Annotated in this window: 18 protein-coding genes; 10 read left to right on the plus strand and 8 right to left on the minus strand. The window is 36.1% G+C overall.

The features are described 5' to 3' along the window. The first annotated feature begins 7 nt into the window (after positions 1–7). Complete coding sequence (locus BMS_RS02325) at positions 8–367, plus strand: hypothetical protein (protein ID WP_014243180.1); 360 nt, start codon at positions 8–10, stop codon at positions 365–367. Between the two features lie 4 nt (positions 368–371). Here the strand turns inward: BMS_RS02325 and BMS_RS02330 are convergent, their stop codons facing one another. Together BMS_RS02330 and BMS_RS02335 are read right to left on the minus strand one after the other, a co-directional pair. Continuing rightward, the gene (locus BMS_RS02330; protein ID WP_014243181.1) at positions 372–1,331 is read right to left on the minus strand and encodes an NAD-dependent epimerase/dehydratase family protein; all 960 of its coding nucleotides are present in this window, start codon (positions 1,329–1,331) and stop codon (positions 372–374) included. Next, positions 1,321–2,169, minus strand: coding sequence for a lysophospholipid acyltransferase family protein (locus BMS_RS02335; protein ID WP_014243182.1), 849 nt, complete (start codon positions 2,167–2,169; stop codon positions 1,321–1,323). The genes BMS_RS02330 and BMS_RS02335 overlap by 11 nt, the downstream gene beginning before the upstream one ends. Before the next feature lie 145 nt (positions 2,170–2,314). On the opposite strand from BMS_RS02335, the gene BMS_RS02340 reads away from it, so the two are divergent. After that, complete coding sequence (locus BMS_RS02340; protein ID WP_044557209.1) at positions 2,315–2,608, plus strand: hypothetical protein; 294 nt, start codon at positions 2,315–2,317, stop codon at positions 2,606–2,608. Here the strand turns inward: BMS_RS02340 and BMS_RS02345 are convergent. Then, positions 2,605–2,835, minus strand: coding sequence for a hypothetical protein (locus tag BMS_RS02345; protein ID WP_014243184.1), 231 nt, complete (start codon positions 2,833–2,835; stop codon positions 2,605–2,607). The two genes, BMS_RS02340 and BMS_RS02345, sit on opposite strands and share 4 nt — an antisense overlap. Beyond that, positions 2,835–3,509, minus strand: coding sequence for a ribosome biogenesis GTP-binding protein YihA/YsxC (yihA, locus tag BMS_RS02350; RefSeq protein WP_014243185.1), 675 nt, complete (start codon positions 3,507–3,509; stop codon positions 2,835–2,837). The genes BMS_RS02345 and yihA overlap by 1 nt, the downstream gene beginning before the upstream one ends. Before the next feature lie 139 nt (positions 3,510–3,648). Here yihA and BMS_RS02355 point away from each other — a divergent pair, with 139 nt between their 5' ends. Then, positions 3,649–4,890, plus strand: coding sequence for a sigma-54-dependent transcriptional regulator (locus BMS_RS02355; RefSeq protein ID WP_014243186.1), 1,242 nt, complete (start codon positions 3,649–3,651; stop codon positions 4,888–4,890). A gap of 1 nt (position 4,891) precedes the next feature. On the opposite strand, the gene BMS_RS02360 is transcribed toward BMS_RS02355, so the two are convergent. Continuing rightward, positions 4,892–5,770: a hypothetical protein gene (locus BMS_RS02360; RefSeq protein WP_014243187.1), complete on the minus strand. Its 879-nt coding sequence runs from the start codon at positions 5,768–5,770 to the stop codon at positions 4,892–4,894. A 208-nt stretch (positions 5,771–5,978) separates the two neighbouring features. On the opposite strand from BMS_RS02360, the gene BMS_RS02365 reads away from it, so the two are divergent. The 7 genes from BMS_RS02365 (at position 5,979) to BMS_RS02395 (ending at position 14,508) form a co-directional block, all read left to right on the plus strand. After that, on the plus strand, positions 5,979–6,632 hold the full coding sequence (locus tag BMS_RS02365) for a hypothetical protein (protein ID WP_014243188.1): 654 nt from the start codon (positions 5,979–5,981) through the stop codon (positions 6,630–6,632). 175 nt (positions 6,633–6,807) lie between these two features. After that, a complete protein-coding gene (locus BMS_RS02370) occupies positions 6,808–7,788 on the plus strand; it encodes an acetyl-CoA carboxylase carboxyltransferase subunit alpha (RefSeq protein WP_014243189.1) in 981 nt (326 codons plus the stop codon). A 9-nt stretch (positions 7,789–7,797) separates the two neighbouring features. Then, on the plus strand, positions 7,798–8,670 hold the full coding sequence (locus BMS_RS02375; RefSeq protein WP_014243190.1) for a YicC/YloC family endoribonuclease: 873 nt from the start codon (positions 7,798–7,800) through the stop codon (positions 8,668–8,670). 2 nt (positions 8,671–8,672) lie between these two features. Then, positions 8,673–9,239 carry a guanylate kinase gene (gene gmk / locus BMS_RS02380; protein ID WP_014243191.1) on the plus strand — a complete coding sequence of 189 codons (567 nt, stop codon included), beginning with the start codon at positions 8,673–8,675 and terminating at the stop codon, positions 9,237–9,239. A 13-nt stretch (positions 9,240–9,252) separates the two neighbouring features. Then, positions 9,253–11,442, plus strand: coding sequence for a RelA/SpoT family protein (locus BMS_RS02385; protein ID WP_014243192.1), 2,190 nt, complete (start codon positions 9,253–9,255; stop codon positions 11,440–11,442). Positions 11,443–11,497: 55 nt separating this feature from the next. Next, a complete protein-coding gene (locus tag BMS_RS02390; protein WP_014243193.1) occupies positions 11,498–11,752 on the plus strand; it encodes a hypothetical protein in 255 nt (84 codons plus the stop codon). A 134-nt stretch (positions 11,753–11,886) separates the two neighbouring features. Further along, entirely contained in the window at positions 11,887–14,508 is a 2,622-nt protein-coding gene (locus tag BMS_RS02395) for a coiled-coil domain-containing protein (protein WP_014243194.1), read from the plus strand. A gap of 7 nt (positions 14,509–14,515) precedes the next feature. Here BMS_RS02395 and BMS_RS02400 read toward each other — a convergent pair whose 3' ends face one another. From BMS_RS02400 to BMS_RS02410, 3 genes are read right to left on the minus strand one after another with little or no spacing between them, the layout of a single operon-like run. Further along, positions 14,516–15,154 (minus strand): YdcF family protein, encoded by a 639-nt coding sequence (locus BMS_RS02400; RefSeq protein WP_014243195.1) that lies wholly within the window; start codon positions 15,152–15,154, stop codon positions 14,516–14,518. Between the two features lies 1 nt (position 15,155). Continuing rightward, complete coding sequence (locus BMS_RS02405; protein ID WP_014243196.1) at positions 15,156–15,539, minus strand: Rid family detoxifying hydrolase; 384 nt, start codon at positions 15,537–15,539, stop codon at positions 15,156–15,158. A gap of 2 nt (positions 15,540–15,541) precedes the next feature. Continuing rightward, positions 15,542–17,842 carry an NADP-dependent malic enzyme gene (locus tag BMS_RS02410; RefSeq protein ID WP_014243197.1) on the minus strand — a complete coding sequence of 767 codons (2,301 nt, stop codon included), beginning with the start codon at positions 17,840–17,842 and terminating at the stop codon, positions 15,542–15,544. Positions 17,843–17,861 lie beyond the last annotated feature (19 nt).

The following is a 17,861-nucleotide window of genomic DNA, read 5'->3' on the forward strand; positions in this document are numbered from 1 at the left end:
TAGAAAGATGAAAGATCAAGCTGTACCAGCACTTCTTTACCTCATTGCTGCATTCGTTGGAGCAATTGGACAATATGCTTATAAAGTAGGAGGAAATAAAATTGGAGAGGTTCCAATTTATATGAATCTTCCTCTTATAAGTGGGATTGTTCTCTTTTGTCTCGTAATGGTTCTATTCGTTATCTCATTTAAAATGGGAGGTCGATTAAGTGTTGTCTATCCAATTTATGCGACGACTTTTATTTGGGGGACGCTACTAGGTGTCGTTCTAGATAAAGAAAGTGTTTCACCATCACAATTAGCATGTATTGCTCTTGTTGTTCTAGGTTCTGCCGGAGTCGCTTATTTTGCACCTTCTGGTAATTAATATTCTAGAGTTTTAATTTTAAAAGCTCTAGAGCTTCTTTAGTAGAGAATCTTAAAAATTCTCCTTTAAGGTGTTTCTTCAGTTCTGAGTTATCAATGACACAGCTGAATTTAATATACTCAATTAAGTAGTCGGGAAAGTTCCATATTTTCTTCACTGCTAGAGTCATTGGAGTGAGTGTAATTAAAGGAACTTTTAAACTCGGTAGGCCTATGAGCTCTTTTGCCTTTCTAAGGCTTACGACTTCATCAGGAGCAACGTTATATATACCAGTAGGGATCTCATTGAGAGATCTCGCAAGTATATTTGCCATATCAAATTCATGAATAAATTGAAACATTGGATTGAAGTCAATTCCAAGAGGTGCGTACTTTGTTGTCAAATATTGGCTCATGGAGTTTCGAATCTGTGGGCCAATAATACTACAAGGCCTAAGAACGACTGTTTCAATTCGATGTTGATTCTTCCACATCCAATTTGTGGCCAATTGGTCCATCTCTGTAACATCTCTAAGTTCAGGATGTTTGATACTTGCCTTAAGAGGTGAGTCTTCACTAATGAAAGTTGGATTATCAGAAAGAGCTCCGTATACGTGATATGTGCTTAAGATAATCATCTTCTTTACATCAAACTTTAGGGCCAGCTCTAAAATTCTATTTGTTCCCATTATATTTAGGTCAAGTCTCTGGGCAAGGTTAGACTTATTTGAGTAGGCGTGACTCATTCTGGCAAGGTGATAGACAGCATGGAATTCATTATCTCTAAAAAGCTTCTCAAAATTTCCACGAGTATATCTAATTTTTAAAAATTGAACATTATCTCGTTTAAACTCTTCCACTTGCTCTCTAGAGTCCACTCCAATAATTTCATCTTCAGGGTTGGCCTTAGAGAGTATGCTTGTGAGAATTCTTGCTAACCCACCTGCTGCACCTATGATTAATATCTTTCTAGATTTACTTAACATTGGCCCAAAACTTCCTTCTCTTTTTCAAGCCATCATTTGTCATTTGTTGAATGAGGCTCTCAATTTCAAAAATATGCTGGTCTATTTCTTTATCAGTGGAGTCCGCATTTAAATGTGCTGGCGGCATATAGGGTTTTCCAATATAGATATCAATAGGCGATGGTAGTGGAATATAGTTCGCACTTAATGGTAGTGCAGGTAGACCAAGCTTCTTGGCTACTGTCTTGGCCTGGTAAACAAATGGAAAGATTTCCTCTGCTCCAACAACAGCGATTGGAAGAATGGGAACTCCTGAACTGAGAGCAATTCTAAAGAATCCTCTAGTGAAGTTTTGAACTTTGTAAAAATCTTTTGTGCTTTTAGATATTCCTTTTACACCCTCTGGAAAAACGAGAACAGATTGATTTCTCTCTAGTAATTTTTCACAGTTTTGACGATCGCCAAGAACCGCACCACCCTGTGCGGCCCAGGTTCCGACAAAGGGAAGTCCTGTAAAGAATCTCTCGACCATCGCTCTCAAAATTCTAGGGGGATCAATTTCCATAGCAAATGCTGTTGAAATGAGCATTCCATCAATTGCAATTTGACCTGTATGGTTTGAGGTAATCATATAAGGTCTATCATCTACGTTTTCTTTTCCAAAAACTCTCACTTTGAAATAGTTCTTATAGATTGGCCAGACATACTCGATACTTGATTTGGCCTTATGCAGATCGAGTCCCCAAGGGTCTTCACTTTCACCATAGAGAGAGTACAGTTTTGAAAATACCTGATCAAAACTCTTCTTGTCTTGTGCACTGGCCTTCAAATTTATGGTTTCTAAAAAGTCTTTAATCATAGTTCTTTAATTGTAGTGGGTTAGGACAGATTTGGGGAGGGGACAGTCTTTACCTCACTTGGAGGTTTGATCTACCTTTTCAAGAAATTTTAAGATGGTATAATTGTTTCTAGAATTTTAATGGGACTATTTTTTGGAGGAATTTATGCAGAAACAGCCCCAGTGGAAAGACCGCTTCAATGAAATTGTGCAAGTTTGCCAAGAAGAAATAAAGAGAACAACTGAGATAGGTAAGAAGATGTTATCTGCCTCTAAGACAAATACTATGCTTCATGAATCTTATGAAGAGCTTGGTGCTCTTACGTTTAAGGCCCTTGAGGATGGAACTCTGGAGTTTGACGATCCAAGAGTTAAAGAGTTGGTTAATACTATTAGGTCTTGTGAATTTGATCTAGAAAAAATTGAAAGCGACGTTAACGATATTAAGAAGAATAGTTAAAAGATAATTATACTATTAAAATACCTGAGAATACATGTAAGTACCCCTAGTCCAATACTTGCCAGCAGTAAAAGTACTGCAAATAGAAAGCGAATAGGGGGATTACCATAGTTGAATGAAAACCTTCCAAGAAATTGTGGTCTCGCATAGAAAACTAGAGCAATATTTAAAATTGCAATATAGTAAATGAATAAATAAATAAAAGTATTTATTAAACTAGAACCCATTACATTGATTCTAATAGTTCTCTCTGTCTTAATAAATAGGAGATAATTGCTTCTTCTACTTGAGCAATACCGTCTTTTTTCTCTGCAGATGTGAAGTAGATTTGTCTGACCCACTTAAATTCTTTAGAGAGTACCGGCTTAAGCTTGTTAAGTGCTGCTCTTTCCTTTTGCTTCTTTAATTTATCAATCTTATTAAATAGAAGAAAAGTTTCAAAATTAAAGCCTTTTAAGAATTGATGAAATTCTTGGTCTGACTTTTGGTTTGGGTGACGAGCGTCTTGAATATTTACCATCAAAGTATGGAGAGAAATATTTTGGAAAAAAGTTGTCATTAGAATTTCCCAGTTTTTAGACATCTCTTTGGATACTTCAGCATGTCCGTATCCAGGAAGGTCATAGAAGTAAAATTCAGGAAGGTCCTCAACAATCTTTCCATCATTCTTTAACTTGAAAGAAAAGATATTGATCTCTCTAGTTCTTCCTGGAGTCTTAGAGACTTTTGCTATTTTATTGCCGAATAGAGTATTGATAGTGCTGGATTTTCCAACATTTGATCTACCCACAAAGCTTAGACCGATGGCACTTGGGTTATCCTTTAGCCATTGCTCGAGTTGTTCAGGATTACTCATTCCATATCTAAAAGTAGAAGTTTCTCTCGCAATTTCAAAAGCCATATATATTTACCTCAGTATAGTTCATAAATTGAACCGTCTTTAATTCTAATTAATTGAAATGACTATATATAGTATGGCACAAATTATGAAAATGTCTTTGATGAAAAAAATTCTTTAATTCTATCAAAAAGGAGTTCATATGAAGGCAATTGGTCAGGATTTACAAGATGCAGTTAAGTATTATTCAAAATTTACCCTAACTCCACTATATGGACAGGATAAAGAGATTAAGTTGAACCGAACCCATTATCTAATAAAGGGAACGTCTCATGATAGTTTTGAGCAGGATAATTACACATTATTCTTACCTGCTTTTAATAGTGAGGAGGTTGAGCTCTCTCTCAATTGGAAAAAATTTGGGTCTGGTCACTTCTTCTTTCTAGAGAGTTTGAATGAGATTCCATTCAGACACAATGGAAGCTTAGTTTTAAGTTCAATCATCTCTAGAGGAGATCAATTGGATATTGGGCATAATAGACTTCGATTTGATACTTCAACAACCTTGCAGGAAGATGAGTTTGATCTAGACGAAAGAATTGTAGATTCAAATTTAAATATTCTTATTGAGGGGGAAACAGGTACAGGTAAGTCTTATCTTGCAAGGGAAGTTCATAAGCGAAGCAGAAGAGTCGGCCCATTCGTTCATCTAAATCTTGCCTCCTTTTCACCTAGTTTAGTTGAGTCTGAAATTTTTGGTCACATTAAAGGAGCCTTCACAGGTGCAATCTCAAATAAGGTTGGAGCTCTTAAAGAAGCTAACTTTGGAACTTTATTCTTGGATGAGATTGATTCTTTACCCTTAGAGCTACAAACAAAATTATTACTCTTTCTAGACTCGAAAACTTTTAGGGCGGTCGGATCAAATAAGGAAGAATCGGTGGATGTACGAATTATATTTGCTTCTGGGAGAAATTTAATGAGCTTAGTAGAAGAGGGTACATTTAGAAAGGATATGTACTTTAGGATTTCAAGTGGATCATTTAAAAGGCTTGCTCCATTAAGAGAGGATCGCAGAAAGCTTGCGACATTGATTAATGAATTTGAAATTAAGCAAGATTGTATTCTAACTAGAAGGCTTAGAGAGTTTTATTTGAAAGTTGACTGGCCTGGAAATATTCGTCAGTTAATGGGACATTTAAATAAGAAGGCTGTTCTTAGTAATGGGCGAAAAGTAGATTATGATTTTTTAGATGATGAATTAATGTTTTTACCTGCGGAGCTAAAGAGTGATTTATCTGAAAATACGATTACCTATAGAGAGTTAAAACTAAAGTACTTCAACACTGTTCTAGCGCGAGTAAATGGTGATTATAGAAGTGCTGCAAAGAAGCTGGATGTCTCAATTAATACAGTGAAAAATGTTCTTTCGAAAGCGTCCTAAACTAGCCAGCTAGAATAGAGTTGATATGAACTTCCTTAATCTCACCTTTGATATTGAGATCTTTGATAAGTAAGTTCAGCTCTGATTTGATCTTTTCTTTTATTATCATTTTACCTTCGGTCTCTAGTGGAAACTCAGGAATTAGAGGCTGAATTGTTGTATTCAATCTATCTTTAATGAGATGACGATTATTAGAGAAATAACTCTTAATGTATTTATTTGAACTAATAAATGTTAAATCGATACTTAAAGTTTTTAAGTTCGTATCAGTTCCAATATAGACTGGCATAATTACGTGGTTAATGCTGAATCTCTTTTCGTCTAATTTGTAATAGCCCTTTCTTTTACTAACTGCTGTAGCGTTTTCTACTTGAGAAGCAGGCTCTCTCGCTCCGGCACTTGCTTTGTCAGATATCTTCTGGCTTTGAGTGTAAATCGTTATTGATGAAAGAGTTACAGCTGTTAGTGCAAAGGTTGAACCCAAGATAAATTTAGGGCTAAGATTTAATAACCACGATTTAACTTTGATGATTACTGGAGAAAAAATAAGGAGAGCACCAAGGAAGAGCTTCTTGTAATCTAATCTCTTGTAGTCGACTTCTTTTGCCTTAACAATAACTTCAATACTTTTACTTTGAATTTGATTTGCTGTTTTAAGAGTTTTATCTTTCGCATTTAGCGCAGAACTAAGTGCTTTCGTTCCTTGCTGATTTAATGCTTGCTTGGCCTTATTTTTAGTCTCTTCATATTTAAGACCACCATCGTTAATAGACTTCTTTATTTTACTAGGAGTGAGTTTAGATATGAGTCTGCCAAAAGCAGCCATGATCTGCTCAATTAGTGAATTTAAAAATGCTTCAATTTTTATCCAAAATTTCAAAGAAGCCTCCTGTTAATCTTATCGGTCAGGAATTCATAAGTTTTAGTCTTAAAGTTCGCATCTTTAACGGAGTAAAAAGGTCGGACTAGAAAGAACTTCCCATCAAAAAGAAATACTGCCCAAAGACTTATTCATTTGCTGATTGAAGTCGATGAGTCTTTTGCGTGTCTCAAACATGCATGAACATTAATCATTTTGGAATTGTAATATGAAAACGTTTGGATCAATTTTTAAATTAATCATACTTCTAAACTTCACCAGCTGTGCAGGTCTTCTGGCCAATCGAACTTATATAGACGAAATGGACAGGGAGTCAGACTCTTTTTGGGTAGCGGGGGAAGACTTTAGGCTAACCGCTGGAGATAGTGGTAGGGCCCATCGAAGCGAGAGAGAGATTTTAGAAAGAACTCCTGTGGACGGCTTAACTAAAGAAGAAATCCAAGAGAAGTCATTCCTAAGAAAGGAAATTACCCGAAAAGTTAACGCCCTCTCTGACGAAGACTACACACAATATGCAGGAGTGAGGGACTCACTAACTAGCGATTCTGAAAAAGTTTATTACTTAAATCTCCCAAGGCATGAGAGAGATGAATATATTCGCACAAAATTCTTTAGTGCCTATCAAGAAAATAGCCGATCACCTGCTAGTCAGAACTTTGGTTATATGCGATCTAGCGTAACGACAAAGGTTGATATTGGAATGAGAAAGTCCGATATCAAGAGAATCTGGGGAAGACCTATGCAGGTTGATGTAGCCGGAGACCCTCGTTATGAAAATGAGCGATGGTCTTTCTATGACGGCAGTAAATTGCGTCAAATCTACTTCGAAAACGGTGTCGTAAGTGGTTGGATTCTCGAATAAGAAATGACTTAAATTCACTATGCGCGACGCGTATTAAATTAAAGAGGCCCAAGGTCTCTTTTTTTTGCTCTAAACTTTCCAAATGCCACCAATTTTCCTAAGATTGGGAACCAATTTTAATCGTTAAATACCCATGAATACGTAAGATATTCGCAAAAAAGTGGTGAGGTAAAGTATGAGTGATTTACTCAATAATTACACATTAGAATTCGAGAAGCCTGTAAGAGATCTTGAAAATCAAATTAAAGAGCTTCAAGAGGCATCCCTTAGACCTGAAATTGATATCAGCAAAGAGATAAAGGCCCTTCAAAAAAAAGTAAGTACACTAATTAAAGATATATACGCAAACCTAAGTCCATGGGAGAGAGTTCAACTTTCTAGACATCCGAATCGTCCTCATACAATTGATTATATCAATGAGATGGTAGAAGACTTTAAGGAAGTTTGTGGCGATAGACACTTTGCCAATGATCCTGCCATTATTACTGGTTTTGGAAAAATTGATGGTAAGAAAGTTGCTATTGTTGGGATTGAAAAGGGAAGAAAAACTAAAGAGAAAGTTCACCATAATTTTGGAATGCCAAGACCAGAAGGTTATAGAAAGGCATTAAGAGTTATGCAAACGGCTGGTAGATTTGGAATTCCTATTGTTACTTTTGTGGATACTCCGGGAGCATACCCAGGTATTGGTGCAGAGGAACGTGGACAAGCATGTGCTATTGCAGAAAACCTTGCAGAGATGTTCGATATTAAGGCACCTATTATCTCAGTTGTTATTGGAGAAGGTGGTTCTGGTGGTGCACTTGGAATCGCGATTGCGGATAGAGTAATGATGATGGAATACTCTATTTATTCAGTTATCTCTCCAGAGTCTTGCGCTTCAATTCTTTGGGCCGACCCAAAGAAGGCAGAAGATGCGGCTAACTCTCTTCAATTAGTACCTTCAAAAGCACTAGAGCTAAAAGTTGTAGACTCTGTGATTGAAGAACCAATTGGTGGAGCACATAAGGATAAGAGTGCAGCTTTTGAAGTTGTTAAGAAGGCCATCTCAAAAGAACTTAAGGCCCTATCTAAAATGAGCATGGATAAAGTTCTTGAGCAAAGGTTTGAGAAGTTTAGAGAAATGGGTAATCAAACGATTACTACAATTCAATAGGGAGTCTTTGTGGCCATACAGTCGATGACAGGATTTGGAAAAGGTGAAGCCAGTGGAAGTGACTGGGTTATTACTGCTGAAATTAAGAGTGTTAATCACCGCTTTAAAGATTTGCGCTTTAAAATGTCATCGCTCTTTGCGCCTATTGAATTAGATTTAAAAAACTCCCTTGCTAAAGTTTTTAAGCGTGGAAGTTTCGATATTTACGTTAATTATAAAAAAGCCGAGGGAAAAACTAAATTCGACGATATTGATGAAGTTAAGGTCGCTGAATTCCTCGATAAAATCTCCACTATTACAAAGTCAAAAGGTCTTGATCTCGCGATATCTCCAAGTGAGTTCTTAAGACAAGATTTCTATAAAGACCTTGATGACTCCAGTGAAGAGAGCTTTAAGCTGGCCAAGGAAGCGTTTGAATTGGCCCTTAAATCCCTAGAGCAGTCTCGTCTCAGTGAAGGGGAGAAGATGCATGCAGTGATTGAGCAACATGCAAAACAATTTAGAGAGCATTTCAGAGTGATCTGCGGTCTAGTAGATTCATTCCAAGCAAATGTTGAAGAAAAGTTAAGAAAGAGATTTCAAGACTATTCAGATGAAATCTCAATCGATGAGCCAAGATTCTTACAAGAGGTTGTTTACTACCTCGAGAAGATGGATGTTCATGAGGAAATCAATAGAATTAAAGCTCATTTAGAAAAGCTTGACGCTATCTTGAACGATGGGGGAGAGATTGGAAGACAGTTAGATTTTCTTATTCAAGAGCTGAATAGGGAAACAAATACCATAGGGTCTAAATCTTCTCTAAAGGAAATCTCCGATAATGTCGTTCAGATGAAAGTACAATTAGAAAAAATTAGAGAACAAAGCTTAAATTTAGAGTAAGTATGAGTATTGGTAAAATAATTGTTATTTGCGCACCCTCTGGGACTGGAAAATCAACTTTAATAAAGAAGGTTAAGGCTGAGTTTACAGAGTTGATTGAGTCTGTCTCTTATACAACGAGGCCTATCAGAGAAGGTGAGCAAAACGGTGTTGCCTATAACTTTATTGATGAAAAGACTTTTCTTGAGATGAAGGATGACAACGAGTTCCTTGAGTGGGCGAAGGTTCACTCTAACTATTATGGAACTTCTAAATCATTTGTTGAGTCTGAGCTCGAGAAAGGTAAGAATCTGCTATTTGATTTAGATGTACAGGGCGCAGATTCATTTAAAGCCTACTTTGGAGATAAAGCACAAATTATCTTCATTGCTCCGCCTTCTATTGTTGAACTCGAGAAGAGACTTAGAGGGAGAGGTACTGATAGCACTGGTGTTATTCAAATTAGGCTTGAGAATGCAAAAAGAGAAGTTTTACGTAAAGATGACTACGACTTTTGTGTAAAGAATGAAGAGTTGGAAGTCGCTTTCAATGATCTTAAAGATGTAATTACAAAAATTTTAAATTCATAAGGTAAAGAATTAAATGTTTCACCGATTAGACTTCTCACACGAGCGCGATTTAAATATTGATGAACTAGTTAAGAGAATGGAAGCTTACTATCCAGATGCAGACTTTGCACTTCTTAGAAAGGCCTATCTCTTTGCAGAAAAATCGCATAAAGGACAAATGAGAAGTTCGGGGGAAGAATATATCATTCACCCTCTCAACGTTGCAGGAACACTCGTAAAGTTAAGAATGGATATGGACAGTGTTATTGCTGGACTACTCCATGATGTTGTCGAGGATTGTGATGTAACACCTGAAGAAATTGAAAAGGAGTTTTCTCCTGAGATTGCTCAGATTGTTGTTGGGCTAACTAAAATTTCGAAAATTAAATTTAAAACGAAAGAAGAATCTCAAGCAGAAAACTTCAGAAAGATGGTTGTGGCCATGGCCAAAGACCTACGTGTTATTATCGTAAAGCTTTCTGATCGAATGCATAATATGAGAACTCTTCAATACGTCTCTGATGAGAAGCAAAAGAAGATAGCGACAGAGACGTTAGAGATCTATGTTCCTCTTGCGAGTAGACTCGGTATTAACTCGGTAAAAGGAGAGTTAGAGGATCTTTGTCTAAGGTTTATGAAGCCTGAAATTTACTATCGCTTGGCTGAAAAAGTTGCGATGAAGAAATCTGAGCGTGATGTTTACATTAGAGAAACAATTGATGTTATCAAAGAAAAGCTCCTTGAGTACTCTGTAAAGAGTGATGTTAAAGGAAGATCTAAACACTTCTATTCAATTTATAAGAAAATGAATGCAAGAGGAGTTGACTTCGAGCAGATCCAAGATGTTTTAGCATTTAGACTGATCGTAAGTAATATTACTGAGTGTTATAAGGCCCTTGGTATTATTCACTCTTCTTTTACGCCAATTCCAGGAAGATTTAAGGACTATATTGCGATTCCTAAGGTGAATAACTACCAATCACTTCACACGACAGTTATTGGTCCAAAGGCCGAGAGAATTGAAATTCAGATTCGTACTCAGGAAATGGATGAGATTGCTGAAAGAGGGATCGCTGCACACTGGAAGTATAAAGAAGGCAAGAATGGTTTCGCCAAGAAACTTGATTGGGTCCAAGAGCTTCTTGAGTTCAATAAGAGTGTCGATAATAATGACGACTTCATGGATGTGGTAAAGAACGATCTCGATGTTGGTGGAGTATTCGTATTTACGCCAGATGGAGATGTGAGAGAGCTGCGCTATGGTGCGACTCCATTAGACTTTGCCTACGCTGTTCATACAGAGATTGGACATAAATGCGTTGGTGCAAAAGTAAATAGTAGAATGGTTCCTCTTCGCTATACTCTTAAGTCAGGTGATACTGTTGAAATTCTAACAAGTAAGTCTCAGACTCCAAATAAAGACTGGATAAATATCGTAAAGTCATCAAAGGCCAAGCAAAAAATTAAGCAATGGCTTTTAAAAGTTGAGAGAGAAAAGAATAAAGAAGTTGGTAGAGAAATTTTAGAAAAAGCATTTAGAGTTGTTGGTACTTCAATGAAAAATGCTTTTAAACTAAATGAACTACCTAAGGTTTTAAAATCTCTTAGTGTTTCTAATGAGGATGACCTTCTTATAAATGTTGGTTCTGGAAAATTCACTGCAAAGCAAGTTGTTGAAGAATTTCCATCACTAAAACAAAATGAAGATGAAAATGCAATTAACGAACTTAATGAAATAGATAGCTTCTCTAAGAAACTATCTAAATCAGCACGTCGAAAATCTAATAAAGATAATGCCGTAATCGTTGATGGAATGAATGACGTTATGGTGAGAATGGCACGTTGTTGTAACCCAATTCCAGGTGATCCTATTACAGGCTACATTACTCGTGGACGTGGAATCACTGTACACACTACGAGGTGTAATCGAGTGGACTCTGCTGAGGTTGGTAGAGGAGTAAGTGTAGAGTGGAACTCTGACTTCTCATTTAAGCACCCTGTGAATATTAGAGTTATAACTCACGATAAGCCAGGTATTCTCTCGCAGATATCTAAGAATATTAACAATTTAGGAGTTAATATTAGATCTGCTTTGGCAAAGTCCCTTCCGGATAGAAAGGGGAGCTTTATCTTTGAGATCGAGGTAAATGACTTTTCAGAACTCTTAAAGACTATTAGCTCAGTTGAGGCCATTGAAGAAGTTATCTCAGTAAATAGAGTGTAAGCGTCGAAGATATTGCCCTATTCTTAGTGGTCCTACGGTTTGGTAATATTTTTCTATGAAAAGTGATGAAGAGAAGTCTCTACTTACATTGTCTAAAAATAAGCTCCCTAGAAAATTTGAAGTCCTACAGGCCGAAATTCTTCTTTTTAAATCCAAAGAGGAACTTGTGAGTGAATCCGCTCCATTTGATCGACTCTCATTTGAAAATGATAAGATAGTTCGCAATTCTCCAAAACTTAAGAAAAGATCTCATTTGCGTTTAGTTGTACATGAGGAAAACTTGCCTGATAACGTTTTAAAGTTTCAGTAATTGATCTCAATCGTCGGTCAAAGCATCTTCTTTTAATAACTTACCATTTTGTTTAGTAAAATCTTCCCTCTAATAATAGAGCCCAGTTCAAGTCATAATATTAAATGAATATTCTATAGTTCAAAGTAGGTTATATGGGTAATTTTAAGGATAAATTAATCCAGAAAGGTTTTGAGTTAGTAAGAAGGGATCTCGAGAAAAGACGAGAGCGTGCAACTCAAAATATTCATGAGAAATATTTAAATAAGAGTGAGTTAAATGACACTTTAGATAGCTTAATTTCAGATATTGATGCTGGTATATCAAAGAGGGATAAGCTCACTTTTCAAATCAAAGAGTTATCAAATAATTTATTAGCTAAGGAAAGAAGAGTTGAAGCTTCTTTTGACGAATATATTGTTTTAAATAAGGAATTAGAAGACCAAAGAGTTCAAAGAAATAGCCTTGAATTTAAAATTAAAAAATTAAGCGAAAAAGAATTAAGCTTAAATAATGAAGCAAGAGAATATAAAGAAAATATTGAAAATCTTAACTCTGAAGTTATCGAATATTCGAAAAGAGTAGAAGAGCTAGAGAGTGAAATTAAAAATATTAGTAATGACCTTACTCTTAAAGAGGGGAGTTTCGAAAAGTTAAGTAATGAAGCTCAACAATTAAGTGAAGAGTACGCAACAAAGACAGAACTCTTAGACTCAAAGAGAGGACTTTTAAATGAAGTTCTACAAAAAATAGAATTATCTAATACTAGGAAAGAAGATCTCTCTCTTAAAATATCTAATATAAATAATGAGATTTCGGCTCTTAGAAAAGATCTTGATTTAAATCAAGATGAGCTAAGCCGAACATTAGAGGAGATAAGTCACTATCAAGCAACCTTTAGTAACTGTGAGCTAGACCTATCAAAATTAGAAGTTGAAAAGAGCAAGTTATTATCAAAAATATCTGATCTTAAGCAATCTCAGGTTAGAATCGATGCTCTTGTAAATGAGTCATTAAATAAGAAGCGAGATGTTGAGAAGGAAGTTCTCATTCTAGATTCAAAAAAGAATGACTTAGATGAAAAGTTACTTAGGTCAAAGAAGCAATACGATAAGTTAAAAGTTAAAGAAGGGCTTGAGGAAGAGCTTCTATCTGAGAAGGCCCACGGAGTTGAGGAGCTAGAGAGAGAGTTGAAAAATTCTCAGAGCTCTGTAAATGCTCTCGAAAAGCGAATAGAGTCCTTAAGTAGAGATATTAATGAATCCAAGAAAAGTAAGAGAGCTCTAAAAGAAGATATCTCTTATATGGAAAGAAATTTAATAAATTTGAAAAAGGAAATAGAGGTTTTAGAGATTGAGACTTCTAGTGAAAACAAAGGCCTTAAGAGAGCAGAAGATGAGAAGTTCTATTATCTCGAAAAGTTAGAGAAAGAAACCCTATATAAAGAATGCTTAGATGAGCAGGTTACTAATGTACGCAGAAAAATTGATCAAGCTAAGGAAGAAATTCTAGAGTTAAGGGATGATCTTAAATCTCAAGAAGAGATTCTAAATAATAAAAAAATAGAGAGAAAGAACTTACTAAATGAACTAGAAGAGCAACTACAGATCAGTTGTGGTCTTAAGAATGTTATCTCAGCTCTTGATTCTAGAATTGAGCAAAAAGAAGTCGTACTAAAAAGAAGCTTGAAAGAGTTAAATGAAGTAAAGACCTCTGTTGAAGAATTGCATAGAGAGGTTGATGCTAGGGAAGACTCCATATTAGAACTAGACGTTAAAATTAATAAGAATAAAAATATTAGATTAAACTTCCAAGAGAATATTGATGATCTTTACTTCCAAGTTGAAGGAAAAGAGTTAGAGATACGTGAAAGAAAGGTACAGCTTTCACATGAGGAAGCGAAAACTTCAGAGGTTGAAAGTAAGAGAGATCAAGCTAGAGATCTATTGGCAAGAAGAAGAGATTCTCATGAAAGAGTCTCAAAGAATTTATCTTTAACAAGAGAAGAGAATCAAAGGCTGGCTAAAGAAGTTAGAGAACTTGATCTTGAAACATATTCACTCTATGAAAAGTTAAAGAGTGAAAGGCTCTATTTACGTTCTTTAAAAGAAAGAGAAAGTGTTGAGATGATGAAAGTTGAAAAGCTCAGTATTAGAAAAAGAGCAGTCATGAAAAAGGTCGCTCAAACTTCTAAAGAGATTAATGAGACTCATGAAGAATTAGATAAGTATAAAGCGAATTACTCTCATGAGGATAATTTACTAGAGGAATTGGAAGAGAAGTACGCCAATCTTCAAATGAGCCTAGTTCACTTAAGAAAGAATAGAGAAGATATAGAAAAAGAAATCGCAAGCTGTAAGCTTAAGAAAAACGATATGCTCTCAAAGATAGAAGAATTAGAGAAGCGATCTGATAGTCGCAGTAGTGATCAAACCCGAGAGGGGGAAGAAGAACTTCTCAGCTTAAGACAAGAGGTTGCAAGCCTTTCTGAGAGCTATGCGACGAAGAGAATTATCTTTAATGAAGAAGTCTCTAAGAGAAACTCTCTTGATAATCAGCTTAAAATGTTACGTGCGAAGAGGGATAAGTTAAGCTTAGATATGATTGAGATAGATAATAAACTAGATCAAAAAACAAGTGAGAATGAGAGCAAACGAGAAGAACTCTTAAATCTCTCTGAAGAAATTTATCAAGTTAAAGAAAATATTCAATTTAAAAATGAATCTACCAAAAAAGGTAAGAGATTAGTTATTAAGAGACCGACTCGCGAGGTTTAAATTATGGCTATTCTGGTGACCACAGCATCAGAAAGCCATAAGTTCTAATCCACTTATAAACTTCCTTTGCTACGATTTTAATATTTCTCATATTATCAAAATCTGACTCTACACTATAAAAGTAGAGTTGGTAGTCATCATCGGCTTCCATTAATTTATTGAAGATAAGCTTTATTCTCATGACGTGATAGTCATGGGAAATAACAATAATCTTCTTATTTCCCTTTCTCTCTCTTAAGTGTCTAAGCGTAGAGATGACATTCTCAACTGTATTTCTTGCCAAGTAATCAATAGTGAGAAGGTTTGTATCTATTTCCTCATCAATTTTGAGGGGCCTTAGAAGACTGTCCACAGAGTTCTTGGAATAAACACCTGTAATAAAGATATTAGATTGTTTGTATTTCTTTGCTAGTTGAACAGCTAGAGGGATTCTTCCCGAGTCACCTGTAAAGACGACAATTAGGTCGGGAGATCTATTGTAAAAAGTTTTCTCTGTTTCTTGATTATAGTTTCTCGCGATGAGAACAAAGATAAGAGACATGATGGCGTAGAGAATAATTGAAACGAGAGAGATAAAGACGATATTCTGTAAATATCTTAAAATCTTAGTTCTCTGCGTTTCAAAAATATATCTCTTTTTAAACATCTTATCTCGCTGCTATAACTTCAATCTCAACAAGTGCACCTTTAGGAAGATTTGGAACTTCAACACAGCTTCTTGCTGGATATGGCTCTTGAAAGTATTTAATATAAGCTTCGTTCACGAGATTGAACTTTCCTAAATCAGTAACAAAGATACTCGTTTTGATAATGTGAGTTCTATCAATACCTTGAGACTCTAAAAGCCCATCGATATTTTTCATAATCTGATTTAGTTGTGCTTCAAAACCTTCCAGTAATACAGAAGTCTTTGGGTCAATACCAATTTGTCCTGAGAAGTAGAAAACACCATTGTGCTCTACTCCTTGAGAATATGTTCCTACTGCCGCTGGGGCAAGGTCTGTATTAACGATTTTCTTAGTGAAGGCCATTACTACTCCTCTTTCTCTTCTTCTGCTAGTAGTGCAGTGATATTAGACATATTTACAATTTCAGAAATTGTAGCCGTTCTTTGAATAATATTAACTGTATCATTCATACTTACTAGAATTGGTCCAATTGCATCAGCATCACTTAATTGCTGTAAGAGTTTGTAACTAATATTTGCAGAGTTTAGATCTGGGAATATTAGAATGTCCGCAGGTCCTTTCATATCGGCAAAGCTAAAGAGCTTTTCTCTGATATAAGCATTAACTGCAACATCTGCTTGCATCTCACCTTCAACGTTTAGTGATGGGTAGCGCTCATGACATAGCTTTACAGCTTGTTTCATCTTCTTGGCACCTGGATGATTATTTGAACCAAAGTTAGAGTAACTTACAAATGCAATATTTGGATCTCTGTTGATAAGTTGCTTAAATAGTTTTGAAGTAGACTTTGCAATATCACATAGATCTTCTGGTGAAGGATCAACTTGAGCAGTAGTATCAGCTAAGAAGAGAATTCTATTCTTAAAAATAAGGATATAGACACCAGCGGCCTTCATTGATTCTTGTGTACCAACAACGTTGATGATTGGCTTAAAACACTCAGGGTAACTTAGAGTTGGACCTGAGAGCATTGTATCGGCCATTCCTTTTCTAACCATCATGGCGCCGAAGTAATTCTCTTGTGCCATCTTATCTTCTGCATGGTAGATACTTACGCCGTTTCTCTGTTTCATTGAGCAATATTCTCTGTAGAACTCTTTGAATCTTTCATGCTTTGTAGGTTCGATAATTTCCAATTCTTTAAGTCCAGATAGACCAAGTTTATCCATTCTCTTTAAGATAATTTCTTTATTACCTAGGAGAATTGGTTCGATTCTTCCTTCCTCTTGTAGCAATTTAACTGCTTCAAGAATTCTCGTATTCGCACCTTCAGCAAAAACAACTCTTGTTTTCTTCTTATTCTTTTCTACTCTAGAGCTCAATCTGTCTCTTAGAGACTTAAGGAATCTTGCCGAGCTTCCAAGTCTTTCTTCTAGTTGCTTAGCATATTCGTTAAGGTCTTTAATTTGATGTTTTGCTACACCTGAGTCCATTGCAGCTTTAGCAACTGCAGGTGAGACTCTTGTGAGAACTCTTGTATCGAATGGCTTAGGGATTAAGTACTCTCTACCAAACTTAAAGTTCTGTCCGGCATAGGCCATTTTTACTTCTTCAGGAACTTCTTCTTTTGCAAGACTAGCAAGCGCTCTAACTGCAGCAAGTTTCATCTCGTCATTAATCTTAGTTGCTCTAACGTCTAGAGCTCCTCTGAAGATAAATGGGAATCCAAGAACATTATTAACTTGGTTAGGGAAGTCAGATCTTCCTGTGGCCATAATAACGTCAGTTCTTACTTCGTGAGCTTCATGAGGATAAATCTCTGGTTCTGGGTTTGCCATTGCAAAGATAATTGGATCTTTTGCCATAGTCTTTACCATGTCAGCATTGAGAACACCTCTCGCTGAACAACCGATAAATGCATCTGCACCATCAAGTGCGTCTGCAAGAGTTCTGCAATTAGTTTCAACTGCGAATTCTTCCTTATAAATATTCATTCCGTTTTCACGACCTTTATAGATAACTCCTTTAGAGTCACACATTAAAAGGTTTTCATTTTTTACACCTAAATTAAAGAATAGTTTTGCACATGCCATTGCAGCAGCTCCGGCTCCACTGAAAACTACTTTAACTTGATCCATTTTCTTTTCAGCAATTTCAATCGCGTTGATAAAACCTGCTGAAGCAATGATAGCCGTTCCATGTTGATCATCGTGGAAAACAGGAATATTCATTTTTTCAATTAATTGCTTTTCAATTTCAAAACACTCAGGAGCTTTAATATCTTCTAAGTTAATACCACCAAAAGTAGGTTCAAGAGATTTAACAACGTTTACCATCCCTTCTACTGTAGGCTCATTAACTTCAATATCGAAAACATCAACGTCTGCGAAGCGCTTAAAGAGTACTCCCTTTCCTTCCATTACTGGCTTACTTGCGAGGGCCCCGATATCACCAAGTCCAAGAACAGCTGTTCCATTGGAAATAACTCCAACAAGGTTTCCTTTACTTGTGTACTTGAAGGCATCTTCTGGGTTCTTTGCAATTTCTAGGCAAGGAACTGCAACACCTGGTGTGTAGGCTAGAGAAAGGTCTTCCGCTGTTAGGCAGGCCTTAGTTGGGACAACTTCAATTTTTCCCGGTCTTTCCCCATTATGGTAGTTAAGTGCTTGTTTATTTTTTTCTTCATTAGTAGGATTCGTGCTCATCGAATTATCCTTTTTTTAC

Source organism: Halobacteriovorax marinus SJ (assembly GCF_000210915.2).
GTDB classification, from domain to species: Bacteria; Bdellovibrionota; Bacteriovoracia; order Bacteriovoracales; family Bacteriovoracaceae; genus Halobacteriovorax; species Halobacteriovorax marinus.

Bases quoted from the DNA above. Each gene is read 5' to 3' on its own strand.
- gmk (WP_014243191.1), top strand. From the start codon at position 8,673: ATGAGTATTGGTAAAATAATTGTTATTTGCGCACCCTCTGGGACTGGA.
- BMS_RS02365 (WP_014243188.1), top strand. From the start codon at position 5,979: ATGAAAACGTTTGGATCAATTTTTAAATTAATCATACTTCTAAACTTC.
- BMS_RS02340 (WP_044557209.1), top strand. From the start codon at position 2,315: ATGCAGAAACAGCCCCAGTGGAAAGACCGCTTCAATGAAATTGTGCAA.
- BMS_RS02400 (WP_014243195.1), bottom strand. From the start codon at position 15,154: ATGTTTAAAAAGAGATATATTTTTGAAACGCAGAGAACTAAGATTTTA.
- BMS_RS02370 (WP_014243189.1), top strand. From the start codon at position 6,808: ATGAGTGATTTACTCAATAATTACACATTAGAATTCGAGAAGCCTGTA.
- BMS_RS02395 (WP_014243194.1), top strand. From the start codon at position 11,887: ATGGGTAATTTTAAGGATAAATTAATCCAGAAAGGTTTTGAGTTAGTA.
- BMS_RS02345 (WP_014243184.1), bottom strand. From the start codon at position 2,835: ATGGGTTCTAGTTTAATAAATACTTTTATTTATTTATTCATTTACTAT.
- yihA (WP_014243185.1), bottom strand. From the start codon at position 3,509: ATGGCTTTTGAAATTGCGAGAGAAACTTCTACTTTTAGATATGGAATG.
- BMS_RS02385 (WP_014243192.1), top strand. From the start codon at position 9,253: ATGTTTCACCGATTAGACTTCTCACACGAGCGCGATTTAAATATTGAT.
- BMS_RS02405 (WP_014243196.1), bottom strand. From the start codon at position 15,539: ATGGCCTTCACTAAGAAAATCGTTAATACAGACCTTGCCCCAGCGGCA.
- BMS_RS02410 (WP_014243197.1), bottom strand. From the start codon at position 17,842: ATGAGCACGAATCCTACTAATGAAGAAAAAAATAAACAAGCACTTAAC.
- BMS_RS02355 (WP_014243186.1), top strand. From the start codon at position 3,649: ATGAAGGCAATTGGTCAGGATTTACAAGATGCAGTTAAGTATTATTCA.
- BMS_RS02325 (WP_014243180.1), top strand. From the start codon at position 8: ATGAAAGATCAAGCTGTACCAGCACTTCTTTACCTCATTGCTGCATTC.
- BMS_RS02335 (WP_014243182.1), bottom strand. From the start codon at position 2,169: ATGATTAAAGACTTTTTAGAAACCATAAATTTGAAGGCCAGTGCACAA.
- BMS_RS02330 (WP_014243181.1), bottom strand. From the start codon at position 1,331: ATGTTAAGTAAATCTAGAAAGATATTAATCATAGGTGCAGCAGGTGGG.
- BMS_RS02390 (WP_014243193.1), top strand. From the start codon at position 11,498: ATGAAAAGTGATGAAGAGAAGTCTCTACTTACATTGTCTAAAAATAAG.